This is a genomic window from Amycolatopsis sp. NPDC104775 (genome assembly GCF_055583325.1).
On the sequence record NZ_JBVJOE010000002.1, the window covers coordinates 857,022 to 870,300 of the forward strand.

The 13,279-nt window shown below is 70.5% G+C and carries 4 protein-coding genes; all 4 read left to right on the top strand.

What is annotated here, in order from left to right:
• Positions 1 to 4: 4 nt before the first annotated feature.
• The 4 genes from ACZ63D_RS12735 to ACZ63D_RS12750 all read left to right on the top strand — a co-directional run bounded on the left by ACZ63D_RS12735 (position 5) and on the right by ACZ63D_RS12750 (position 12,979).
• Entirely contained in the window at positions 5 to 10,402 is a 10,398-nt protein-coding gene (locus ACZ63D_RS12735; RefSeq protein ID WP_465354424.1) for an SDR family NAD(P)-dependent oxidoreductase, read from the top strand.
• 104 nt (positions 10,403 to 10,506) lie between these two features.
• Positions 10,507 to 11,430, top strand: coding sequence for an ATP-binding cassette domain-containing protein (locus tag ACZ63D_RS12740; RefSeq protein WP_465354425.1), 924 nt, complete (start codon positions 10,507 to 10,509; stop codon positions 11,428 to 11,430).
• Positions 11,430 to 12,257 carry an ABC transporter permease gene (locus tag ACZ63D_RS12745; RefSeq protein ID WP_465354426.1) on the top strand — a complete coding sequence of 276 codons (828 nt, stop codon included), beginning with the start codon at positions 11,430 to 11,432 and terminating at the stop codon, positions 12,255 to 12,257. The genes ACZ63D_RS12740 and ACZ63D_RS12745 overlap by 1 nt, the downstream gene beginning before the upstream one ends.
• A 149-nt stretch (positions 12,258 to 12,406) precedes the next feature.
• Positions 12,407 to 12,979 carry a hypothetical protein gene (locus ACZ63D_RS12750; protein ID WP_465354427.1) on the top strand — a complete coding sequence of 191 codons (573 nt, stop codon included), beginning with the start codon at positions 12,407 to 12,409 and terminating at the stop codon, positions 12,977 to 12,979.
• Positions 12,980 to 13,279: the final 300 nt, after the last annotated feature.

Consider the following 13,279-nt stretch of genomic DNA (forward strand, 5'->3'; position numbering starts at 1 on the left):
GCCCTTGATTCTGCGACAAGAGGTTCTCCAGATGTCTGACGAAGCCAGGACCGACGAAACCAAGCTGGTCGACTACCTGAAGCGGGTCACCGCCAACCTGCAGGAGACGCGGGCGCGGCTGCGCGCGGTCGAGGCCGCCGAATCCGAGCCGATCGCGATCGTGGCGATGGGCTGCCGCTATCCCGGCGGCGTCGGGTCCGCCGACGACCTGTGGGAGCTGGTCGCCCAGGGCCGCGACGCGATCGGGGAGTTCCCCGCCGACCGCGGCTGGGCGCTGGACCGGCTGTTCGACGCCGACCCGGACAGCCCCGGCACGAGCTACGTCTCCGAGGGCGGGTTCGTGCACGAAGCGGGCGAGTTCGACGCGCCGTTCTTCGGCATCTCGCCGCGCGAGGCGCTGGCGATGGACCCGCAGCAGCGGCTCGTGCTGGAGCTGGCGTGGGAGACCTTCGAACGGGCCGGCATCGCGCCGCACTCGCTGGCGAAACAGCAGGTCGGCGTGTTCGTCGGCAGCGGCGGGCAGGACTACTACGACGAGCTCCCGCCGTCGGTGCTCGCGGGCGAGGTCGAGGACTACCTGAGCACGGGCAACGCCGCCTCGGTCATCTCCGGCCGGATCGCCTACGCGCTTGGTTTGGAAGGCCCGGCCGTCACGATCGACTCCGCGTGCTCGTCCTCGCTGGTCGCGTTGCACTTGGCCGTGCAGTCGTTGCGCCAGCGGGACTGCTCGCTCGCGTTGGCGGGCGGCGTCATGGTGATGTCGCGGCCCGGTCCGTTCCTCGCGTTCAGCCGTCAGCGCGGCTTGGCTCCCGACGGTCGCTGCAAGGCGTTCTCCGACAGCGCGGACGGCACCGGCTGGGCCGAGGGCGCGGGAACCCTGCTGCTGGAACGGCTTTCCGACGCCCGGCGCAACGGACACCCGGTGCTCGCGGTCGTGCGCGGCTCGGCAGTCAACTCCGACGGTGCGTCCAACGGCCTCACCGCGCCGAACGGTCCCTCGCAGCAGCGGGTGATCCGGCAGGCGTTGGCCAACGCCCGGCTTTCCGCGTCCGATGTGGACGCTGTCGAAGGCCACGGCACCGGCACCACGCTGGGCGATCCCATTGAAGCGCAAGCACTCCTGGCCACGTATGGTCAAGACCGGTCCGAGCCGCTGTGGCTGGGTTCGATCAAATCGAACATCGGCCACGCCCAGGCGGCGGCAGGCGTCAGCGGCGTGATCAAGATGGTGCAGGCGATGCGGCACGGTCTGCTGCCTCGCACGCTGCACGTCACCGAACCGTCCACAGAGGTCGATTGGACTTCTGGTGCGGTGGAGCTGCTTCGCACCGAGCGTCCGTGGGCGGCGGGGGAGCGGCCGCGGCGCGCGGGTGTTTCGTCGTTCGGCGTCAGCGGCACCAACGCGCACGTCATCTTGGAGGAGGCGCCCGCGGTCGAGGCCGCTTCGCCGGTGACCCCGAGCTGGCCGGAGGGCGTCGCGGTTCCGCTGCCGCTGGCTGGCCACGGCAGTGCGGCACTGCGGGCTCAGGCCGCGCAGCTGGCCTCGTCCGCCGCGACCCCGCTTGACCTGGGCTTTTCGCTCGCCACTTCACGGTCGCCGCTGTCGCACCGCGCGGTCGTGCTGGCCGAGGACCCTAAGCAGGCCATCGCCGCGCTCGCGGACGGCGTCGCTGCTCCGGACGTCATCACCGGCACGCAGGTGGAAGGACTGACCGCGTTCCTGTTCTCCGGTCAGGGCGCGCAGCGGGCTGGGATGGGGGCCTCGCTGGCCGCCGCGTTCCCGGTCTTCCGCGCGGCGCTGGACGAGGTCTGCGCTGAACTGGACCAGCATCTCGACCGTCCACTCAAGACAGTCCTGTTCGAGAAACCGCGGCTGATCAACCAGACCGGCTACACCCAGCCCGCCCTTTTCGCGATCGAGGTGGCGCTGTTCCGGCTGCTCGCGTCGTGGGGGATCAAACCGGACTTTCTGCTCGGCCACTCGATCGGTGAACTCGCCGCCGCACATGTCGCCGGGATCTTCTCGCTGGCCGACGCCGCAGCTTTGGTGGCTGCTCGGGCGAGCCTGATGCAGGCACTCCCGGCGGGCGGTGCGATGGTGGCCTTGCAGGCGACCGAAGACGAGGTCACGCCGCATCTGACCGACGAGGTCAGCATCGCCGCGATCAACGGTCCGGACTCTGTTGTGCTTTCCGGTACCGAAGAGGCCGTCGCTGCTGTGGTGGCGGAGTTTGCGGGTCGGAAGTCTTCGAAGCTCAAGGTGTCGCACGCGTTCCACTCGCCGCTGATGGAGCCAATGATCGCCGAGTTCGCGACGGTGGCCCGCGGCTTGACTTACCACCAGCCGGAAATCCCACTGGTTTCCACGGTCGGTCCGGATGCCGACATGTCCACTCCGGACTACTGGGTGCGTCAGGTTCGCGCTGCCGTCCGCTTCCACGACGGCGTCGGAACCCTTGCCGCACAAGGTGTCGGGCGCTTCGTCGAGGTCGGTCCGGACGGCGTGCTCTCCGCGCTGGTCCGCCAGACATCCGACGCGCTGGTGGTTCCGGTGCTCCGCAAGGACCGCGAAGAACCGGCAGCCGCGCTCACCGCGTTGGCCGAGCTGTTCGTCAGCGGCCTGACCCCGGACTGGGCCGCGGTCTTCGCCGACCGTGGCGCCCAGCGCGTCGACCTGCCGCCGTACGCCTTCCAGCGCAAGCGTTACTGGCTCGACGCGCGCGCCAACCGCGACGAGGTCACCGCTGCCGGGCTGACGTCCGCTGGGCACCCGCTGCTCGGCGCGGCCGTCGCACTCGCCGACACCGACGGTGTCGTGCTCACCGGCCGGCTGTCCGTCGAAACGCACCCGTGGCTGGCCGAACACCAGCTCGGCGACGCGGTCACCGTACCCGGCACGGCGTTCCTGGAGTTGGTTGTTCGCGCCGGAGACCAGGTCGGCTCTGGCCGGATCGAGGAACTGACCCTGGGCAGCCCGCTCGTCCTGCCCGCCCGCGGCGGCATCCAGGTCCAGGTCACCGTCGGCGCGGCGGGAGAGCGCGACCTCCGTACCGTGACTGTCCACTCGCGACCCGAGGACGAGGACGCGGACTGGACCCTGCACGCGAGCGGCAGCGTCGCCCCGCAGTCGGCTCACGGCGGTACCGAACTGACCGAGTGGCCGCCTGCCGGTGCGGAGCCGGTTGCCATCGATGGCCTGTACGACGACTTCGCCGACACTGGCCTGACGTATGGCCCGCTTTTCCGCTCCCTGCAAGCAGTCTGGCAACGTGACGGCGAGATCTTCGCGGAAGTCGCGTTGCCGGAGGACAGCGACGCCGACCGCTTCGGCCTGCACCCGGCCGCGCTCGACGCGTGCACGCACGCACTGCGCGTCGCCGGTGGCGGGGACGGCGGCGTCGGCCGGGTTCCGTTCTGCTGGACCGGAGTCGAACTGCACGCCACCGGTGCGTCCGCACTGCGCGTGCGATTCACTCCGACCACAGAGGACGGTTTCACGATCGCCCTCGCCGACCCGACCGGCGCTCCGGTCGCGACGGTCGCCGAGACGGTGTTCCGCGCCTTCTCCGCGCCGGTCGCCGAGCAGGCCGCTCCGCTGTACCGGATCGAATGGCAGCGGTCGGCGGAAGTCGAAGCCACTGTGGACACTTCCGGTGTTCAGATCTTCGAGTGTGTCGGCGAATCCGGCACGGCGGCGGAGACCCACGAGCTGACGCACCGCGTACTCGCCGCCCTCCAGTCGTGGCTGTCCGAGGAACACCCTCCGGAAGCCCGGCTCGTCGTGGTCACGCGCGGCGCGGTCCCGGCCGCCGGAGACGTCACCGACCTCGCCGCCTCCGCGATCTGGGGCCTGGTCCGTTCCGCACAGGAAGAGAATCCGGACGCTTTCGTCCTGCTCGACCTCGACGCCGAAACCACGCCGGAAGCAGTGTTGCCGCAGGTCCTCGCCTCGGGTGAGGCGCAGGCCGCGGTCCGGCTCGGCACCGTCCTCGTGCCCCGGCTGGTCCGCACGACGCCGGAGCTGGAGCGGCCGTACTTCTGCCCGCACGGCACGGTGCTGGTCACCGGCGCGTCCGGCGCACTGGGCGGGAAGCTCGCCCGGCACTTGGTCGCCGAGCACGGCGTCCGCCGGTTGCTGCTGCTGAGCCGCCGGATCACCCCGGCTCTCGACCAGCTGGCCGCCGAGCTGCGCGAAAGCGAGGTCGACGTCCGGCTGGAGCGCTGCGACGTCGCCGACCGCGAGGCTCTGGCCGGCGTGCTGGCATCGCTGCCCGAGGAAAACCCGCTCACCGCGGTCGTGCACGCTGCTGGCGTTCTCGACGATGGTGTGGTCACCGCACTCACCCCGGAACGGGTCGACGCGGTGCTCGCGCCGAAGGTCGACGGCGCGCTGAACCTGCACGAACTCACCCGCGACATCGCGCTGTCGGCGTTCGTCCTGTTCTCGTCGGTCTCCGGTGTGCTCGGCGCGCCTGGCCAGGGCAGCTACGCGGCCGCCAACGCCTACCTGGATGCCCTCGCGTCGCACCGCGTCGCGCACGGCCTGCCCGGTCTGTCGCTGGACTGGGGGCTGTGGGGCGAGGTCGGCGGCATGGGCGGCACGCTCACCGAAGAGGAAGTGCAGCGGCTCGCGGCCAGCGGCATCGTGCCACTGTCCACTGCGGAGGGTCTGGCGATGTTCGACCGCGCCATCGCCGTCCGCAAGCCGACCGCCGTCCCGGCCAAGCTCGACCTGCCGGTACTGCGCAAACTCGACCGGCTGCCGCGCACGCTGGAGCAGCTCGTCGGCCGCACTTCGCGCCGGGTCGCCGCCGCTGCCGAGTCCTCTGTGGACTCGTTCGCGGCGCGGCTGCTGGGGCTCCCGGAAGAAGACCGCCGCGACGCGGTGCTGGAACTGGTGCGCAGCCACGCGGCTACCGTGCTCGGCTACCGCGCGGCGCACGAGATCGAGCCCTCGGCACAGTTCCAGTCGCTCGGTTTCGATTCGCTGACTGCGATCGAACTCCGCAACGGCCTCACTGCGGCCACCGGCCAGCGCCTCCCCGCGACGCTGATCTTCGACCACCCGACGCCGACCGCGCTCGCCGCGCACCTGCTCGACGAGTTGGCGGGCACTTCGGCAGAGATCATCGCAGTGTCCACTAAGGACAATTCGGAAGAGCCGATCGCGATTGTCGGCATGGCCTGCCGCCTGCCCGGCGGTGTCACCTCGCCGGAACAGCTGTGGGAACTGGTCGCCGAAGGCCGCGACGCGATCGGGGATTTCCCCGCCGACCGCGGCTGGGACATCGACGGCCTGCTCGACCCGACCGGCCGCCGACCCGGCACCACCTATGTCGCGCGTGGCGGATTCGTCTACGACGCGGGCGATTTCGACCCGACGTTCTTCGGTGTCTCGCCGAAGGAAGCGCCGATGATCGACCCGCAGCAACGGCTGCTGCTCGAAGCGTCCTGGGAGGCGCTGGAGCGGTCCGGGATCGACCCGGTCTCGCTCAAGGGCAGCCCGACCGGCGTGTACGCGGGGGTCCAGTACCACGACTACGTCGGCGCGAACAGTGCTGGCTCGATCGTCACCGGCCGGGTTTCCTACACTCTCGGCCTTGAGGGCCCGGCCGTCTCCGTCGACACCGCGTGCTCGTCGTCGCTGGTCGCGATGCACATGGCGGCGCAGGCGTTGCGCGGCGGCGACTGCTCGCTCGCTCTCGCCGGCGGCGTCACGGTGATGGCGACGCCGGAGACCTTTGTGGAGTTCAGCCGTCAGCAGGGCCTCGCGGCCGACGGCCGGTGCAAGGTGTTCTCCGACGACGCCGACGGCACGACCTGGTCCGAAGGCGTCGGCGTGCTGGTGCTGGAGCGCCTGTCCGATGCCCGCGCCAACGGTCACCCGGTGCTCGCGATCCTCAAGGGCAGCGCGGTGAACCAGGACGGCACGTCGAACGGCCTGACCGCGCCCAACGGTCCCGCGCAGCAACGAGTCATCCGCGCCGCGCTGGCCGACGCCGGACTGGAACCGTCCGATGTGGACGCCGTCGAAGCGCACGGTACCGGCACGAAGCTCGGCGACCCGATCGAAGTCCAAGCACTGCTTGCCACGTACGGCACGCAGACCTCGGCGGACCGTCCGCTGTGGATCGGTTCGGTGAAGTCGAACATCGGGCACACGCAGGCCGCCGCCGGCGCGGCAGGCGTGATTAAGATGATCGAAGCGATGCGGCACGGCGAACTCCCGGCGACGCTGCACGTGGGCAAGCCGTCCCGCGAGATCGACTGGTCCACGGGCGCGGTGCGGGTGCTCGCCGAGCCGGTCAAGTGGCTGCCGAACGGCCACACCCGCCGCGTCGGTGTTTCGTCCTTCGGGGTGAGCGGCACGAACGCGCACGTCATCCTGGAGGAAGGCGACCGGCGCGAGGTCACCGCCTCGACTGGCCCGGAGTACGACGGCCCGGTCGCCTGGCCGGTCTCCGGCCGGGGAGCGGCTGCGTTGCGCGCCAAGGCGGAGCAGCTGATGTCCTATGTGGACGAGGAGCCGGACGGAAGCCTCGCCGACATCGGTCTCTCGCTGGCGACCGCTCGCAGCGCGTTCGATCGCCGGGCAGTGCTGATCGGCAGCCGTTCACCGCAGTTCGTGCGCGGACTGGCGGCGTTGGTGGACGAGGAAGACGCGCGCGGCGTCGTCCGCGGTATCGCCACCGGCAGCGGTCGCACCGCGTTCCTGTTCGCGGGTCAGGGCTCGCAGCGGGCACAGATGGGCACGCAGCTGGCCGCGCGGTACCCGGCGTTCGCCGAGGCCTACGACGAGGTGTGCGCCGAACTCGACAAGCACCTCGACCGTCCGCTGCGCGAAGTGATCGAAAGCGGCGACGGCCTGGACGAGACCCGCTGGACGCAACCGGCGCTGTTCGCGCTGGAAGTCGCGCTGTTCCGCACGGTCCGCTCCTGGGGCGTGAAGCCAGACCTGCTGGCCGGGCACTCTATCGGCGAACTCGCCGCCGCGCACTGCGCTGGCGTGTTCTCGCTGGCTGACGCGGCAAAGCTCGTCGTCGCTCGCGGCGCGCTGATGCAAGCGTTGCCGACCGGCGGCGCGATGGTGGCGATCGACGGCACTCCCGAAGCGGTGCGGGAAGCCGCCGGGGACACTGTGGACATCGCTGCGGTGAACGGCCCGACTGCGGTCGTCATCTCCGGTGCTGCGGAAGCGGTGGCCGAGGTTGCGGCGAAGTTCGAGCGCACGAAGCAACTCCGCGTCTCGCATGCCTTCCACTCGCGACTGATGGACCCGATGCTCGCCGAGTTCCGCTCTGTCGCGGAAGGACTGTCCTATGCGGAACCGAGGATCCCGATCATCTCAACGGTCACCGGCGAACCCGCCGACGACCTGACTTCGCCGGAGTACTGGGTGAACCAGGTTCGCGCAGGCGTGCAGTTCCGCGACGCGGTCACCCGGGCCGCAGCGGACGGCGTGACCCGGTTCCTGGAGTTGGGTCCGGACACCACGCTCACCGCGATGGCCGACGCCTGCCTTGACGAGCGTCCGGACGGTCTCGTGCTCGCCTCGCTGCTGCACAAGGAGCAGGACGAAGCGGTCGCAGCACTGACCGGGGTCGCGCAGCTGCACGTCAGCGGTGTCGACGTCGACTGGGCGGCGATCTACGCCCCGACCGGCGCACACCCGGTGCCGGTGCCGACGTATCCGTTCCAGCGCCAGCGCTACTGGCTGGAGAGCACCGCCGCCGCGCCGGGCCAGGAAGACCACCCGCTGCTCGGCACCGCGACGGAGCTGGCCGGTGCGGAAGGCCTCCTGTTCACCGGACGCCTGTCCGTCGGCACGCACCCGTGGCTGGCCGACCACGTCGTCGGCGGTTCGATCCTGTTCCCCGGCACCGGTTTCGTCGAAATGGCGATCCGCGCCGGCGACGAGGCCGGATGCCCGAGACTGGACGAGCTGACGCTGGAGTACCCGCTGGTGGTGCCGGAGCGGACCGGCGTGCGCGTGCAGTTCGCCCTCGACGCCGCGGAAAACGGCGTCCGGACCTTCACTGTCCACTCGCGACCGGAAGGCGCGGCGGACGGTGTCCCGTGGACCCGGCACGCCACCGGCCGGCTGGCCAAAGCGGGCAAGGCGGAGAAGTTCGACCTCTCCGTTTGGCCGCCCGCCGCCGAGCAGGTGGAACTCGACGGCACTTATGAGGAACTGGCTGCCGACGGTCTCGCGTACGGTCCGGCGTTCCGCGGTCTCGTCGCTGCGTGGAAGGGCGATGGGGAAGCGTTCGCGGAGATCCAGCTGCCCGCCACGGTGTCCGATGTGGACCGTTACGGCATCCACCCGGCCGTTCTCGACGCCGCCTTGCACACCATCGGTGTCTCCGGCGCGGTCGGCGACGAACCGGCGCTGCCGTTCGCTTGGGAAGGCGTCCGGCTGCACGCGGTCGGCGCGACGACCCTGCGCGTGCACGTGAAGCAGATCGGTTCGGGCGCGGCCGCACTGGAGATCGCCGACGCCACCGGTGCTCCGGTCGCTTCAGTGGATTCCCTGCTGCTGCGTCCGATGTCCGCGCAGCCGCAGGCCGCCGAAACTGGTGGCATGGAGTCGCTGTTCCGCCTCGCGTGGGAGCAGACCGACCTCGACGCGGTCGCCGAAGTCACCGACTGGACCGTGGTCGGCGACGACCCGTTCGGCCTCACCGAAGCCCTCGGCGCCACCGCCACGGCCGGCATCGGCGACGCGTCCGGCCTGGTCGTGCTGCCCTCCGCGGGCAACGACGTGCACGCGGAACTGCACCGGGTCCTCGGCGAACTCCAGACGTTCCTCAGCCGTCCGGAAGGCTCCCTGCTGGTGGTCACCCGAGGCGCGGTCGCGGCCGACGCCGAGGAAAACCCCGACCCGGTCGGAGCCGCGGTGGCCGGACTGGTCCGTTCGGCGCAGGCCGAGCATCCGGACCGGATCACCCTGGTCGACCTCGGCACCGGTACCCCTAGCGGCCGCACCCTGGCCGCGGTGTCGGCGTCGGACGAACCCCAGGTCGCTCTCCGCGCCGGAGCGGTACTGGTGCCACGCCTGCAGCGGGCCGTTGATGCGGCAGCCGCCCCGGTCTGGGATCCCAACGGCACGGTGCTGATCACCGGCGCGACCGGTGCGCTCGGCGGGGCGGTCGCGAAACACCTGGTGACCGAACACGGCGTGCGGAACCTGCTGCTGGTCAGCCGGCGCGGCGCGGAAGCACCGGGCGCGACCGACCTGCGGGACGAACTGGCCGGACTCGGCGCCGAAGTCACGCTCGCCGCCTGCGACGTGGCCGACCGTGCCGCGATTTCCGCTCTGCTGGAAGGAATCGACCTCAGCGGAGTCGTGCACGCGGCCGGTGTCCTCGACGACGGTGTGCTGACTTCCCTTACGCCAGAACGTCTCGACCATGTCCTGCGCCCGAAGGTCGACGCCGCGGCTACGCTCGACGAGCTGACCCGCGACCGCAACCTGACCGCGTTCGTGCTGTTCTCCTCTGCCGCCGGTGTCCTCGGCGCGCCGGGACAGGGCAGCTACGCCGCGGCCAACGCCTACCTCGACGCACTCGCAGTACGTCGCCGCCGTGAAGGCCTCGCGGGCTCATCGCTCGCCTGGGGCCTGTGGGGCGGCGGCATGGGCGCGGCACTGGAGGACGCGGACGCCCACCGCATCGGCGAAACCGGCATCACCGCTCTGTCCACTGAGGACGGTCTGCGGCTGCTGGACGCGGCAGCGGGTTCTCCCGAACCTCTGCTCGTGCCGATCGCGCTGGACACCCGCGTACTGGCGTCCTCTGGCGACGACGACCTCCCGGCCGTCCTGCGCGAACTCGCCGGCACTCGCGGCCGTCGCGCGGCTCAGGACGCGGTGGAGGACACCGAATCGCTGGCGCAGAAACTCGGCGCGCTCCCGCCGGGCAAGCGGGTGCCGACGGTGCTCACCCTGGTGCGCACGCACGCGGCGACGCTGCTCGGGCACGCCGGTCCGGAGGCGGTGGAAGCGGATCGCTCGTTCAACGAGGTCGGCTTCGATTCCTTGTCCGCCACCGGGTTCCGCAACAAGCTCAGCCTCGTCACCGGGCTGAAACTCCCGGTCAGCCTGATCTTCGACTACCCGACGCCGCGGATCCTCGCCGAGCACCTGGTCGCCGAGCTGGCCCCGGCCGAAACCGCGCCGGAACCGTTGTCGGAACAGGGAATCCGGGACGCGCTGGCGGCCATCCCGCTGGAGCGGCTGCGTTCGGCGGGCCTGCTCGACGGCCTGCTCGAACTGGCGGGCATCCAGGTTCCCGAGCAAGCCGGGGACGAGCCGGAAGTGGCCGCGGTGGACGAGGACACGATCGACGAGCTGGACACCGACGCGTTGATCAGCATGGCAATCGGGGGTGGGGACGACGATTAGCCCACCCCTATCGGGCCCGGCCGGTATTGCCGCTCTCGCGGCCGCTGTGGCCCACTTGATCCAGACAGTTTCCCCGCTTGACCGAACCGAGGAGAGGTAACCCGATGGTCACCGGCTACGCAATCGAAGCACGGGGGCTGCGCAAGTCCTACGGCGATGTCGACGTCCTGGAAAGCGTCGACCTCAGTGTCGAGCGGGGCACGATGTTCGCGCTGCTCGGCCCCAACGGGGCCGGCAAGACCACGACGGTGCGGATCCTCAGCACCCTCCTGGAGGCCGACGCCGGCACCGTGACGGTGAACGGGCACGACGTCGCCAAGCGCACCCGCAAGGTCCGCGAGCAGATCGGCCTCACCGGGCAGAACACCGCGGTCGACGAACTGCTCACCGGCCGCGAAAACCTGGAAATGATGGGGCGGCTGTTCCACCTGCCGACCGCGCGGGCGAAGGAGCGGGCCACCGAACTGCTCGCCCAGTTCGACCTCGTGGAGGCGGGGGAGCGTCCGGTGAAGACCTACTCCGGCGGCATGCGGCGCCGGCTGGACCTCGCGATCAGCCTGATCACGTCGCCGCCGGTGCTGTTCCTCGACGAGCCCACCACCGGTCTCGACCCGCGCAGCCGCTCGGCGATGTGGGACGCGATCCGCAAACTGCTCGACGGCGGCACCACGGTCCTGCTCACCACGCAGTACCTCGACGAGGCCGACCAGCTCGCCGACCGGATCGCGGTCATCGACAAGGGCCGCGTCGTCGCCGAGGGCACCGCAACCGAGCTCAAGCGCCGGGTCGGCACCGAACGGCTCAAGCTGACCTTCGCCTCGGCCGCCGAAGCGGGCCGCGCGCAGCAGGTCACCGGCGGCGTGCTGCTGGACGAGACGGTCAGCGTCCCGATCGACCACCCGGGTCAGGTGCGGGCGACGCTCAACCGGGTCGCCGACGCCGGACTCGAGCCCGCCGGGATCGAGCTGTCCGAACCGACCCTCGACGACGTGTTCCACACCCTCACCTCAACCGCGGGAGCGAAGTGATGACCCAGACCTTGTCCAGGGAAACCGAAGGGGCGCAGATCCCCGCGGCGCCCGAAAGCGCCGGGCTGGCCTCGGTGCTGTCCGACTTCCGCGTGCTGATCGGGCGCAACGTCAAGCACATCACGCGGAACCCGGAGATGCTGCTGCAGGCGGTGTCGCTGCCGATCGTGCTGCTGCTGCTGTTCCGCTTCATGTTCGGGCCCGCGATCAATGTGCCCGGCATGGCCTACGTCGATTATCTGGTGCCCGGCCTGCTGGCGATCAGCATCGGGTTCAACTCGACGACCACGGTGGTCGGCGTCGCCGCGGACCTCACCCAGGGCCTCGTGGAACGCTTCCGCTCGATGCCGATGTTCGGCCCGGCCGTGCTCGTCGGCCACGTCGCCGCCGGGATGCTGCGCAGCCTGGTGTCGTTCGTGATCATGGTGGCGATCGGCTTCGCGATCGGCTTCCGCCCCGGCGGCAGCGCACTCGGCTGGCTCGCCGCGATCGGCCTGCTGGTCCTGTTCGCGGCCGGCGTTTTCTGGCTGGCGGTGCTGCTCGGCTCGATCTCGAAGACCGTCGAAGGCGCGGGCGGGCTCGGCATGATCCTCGTGTTCGTGCCGTACGCCTCCAGCGCTCTCGTACCGACCCAGGCGATGCCCGGCGTGCTGCGGGTGATCGTGGACAACCAGCCGTTCACCGTGCTCATGGACGCGGTGCGCGCCCTGATGAACGGCACTCCCGCCGGTAGCACGCCGTGGCTCGCGCTCGCCTGGTGGGGCGTCATCACCGCCGGAGCCTCGTTCCTCGCGGTGCGCAAGTTCAACCGGCGTACCAAGGGCTGAACCGCGTTTTTTCGGAAGGGCGATCCGCTGGCCGCGGGTCGCCCTTTCCGCCGTGCCTAGGGGACCCCTGATTCCGCTAGGTCGGCTTTAGATCGTTCCGGCACTCTCTGTGGAGTAGAGAGGACCACTGCGTGAAGTGAGGTGGCACAATGCCGAGCCGGGTGATGGAAAAACCGGTCGATCCCGTAGCCGCGTGGCTGGCCCCGCTGGCGGACGACCCCGCAGGCGCGGTCGCGTTCCTCTCCGAAGTAACCGACCGCGTATCCGCCCGCCACGGCTCCGGCCGCGTACTGGTCCCCGGCGGCGGCCCAGTCGCGGACGCCCTGGCCGGAGAAGGCTACGAGGTCCACCTGGAACCCGGCCCGCGCTTCGACGCCGGATACCTAGGCGCGGACGTCCTGTCCCGCCTGCCAGACCAACGAGACCAGCTGCGCGCGATCGGCCGCTACAGCCGCCTCCTGCGCCCCGGCGGCGCACTGGTAGTCCAGGGCCGCCACCCAGACCCAGCCTGCTGGACCGCCGACGCCAGAGTGCGCACAGTGGACGACGTCCGACAGATCGTGCACCTAACCGACGCGACGCTCCCATTGCGTTACGTATGGCCCGCAGAACTGGACCTGATGGCCGAACTGGCGGGCCTAGCCTTAGACAGCCGCTGGGGCGGCTGGTACGGAGAACCGGTGACCTGCGGCGGTTTCGTAGTTTCGGTCTACCGCAGCTGAGGGGTGCCGTGAGGGGAACCCTGAGGGAACCAGATTCCCGCAGGGTTCCCCTCACGACTTTCCGCACACCCCACCGCACCCGCACACCCGCGCGCACCCCTCACGAAACCGAGCCACTCACCACCCAACCGCCACACCCCGCACCCACCCCTCGGTGCACCCAGCCCCCTCCCTGCACCCCGATACGAAGCCTTCCCTGCGGTTCTGGGGGGGGGGGGGGGGGGGGTTTTCCCCCCCCGCAAACAACCCAAAAAAAGCCACAAACCCAGGAGTGGGGGGGGTCCCGCCGCCCACCCCTCT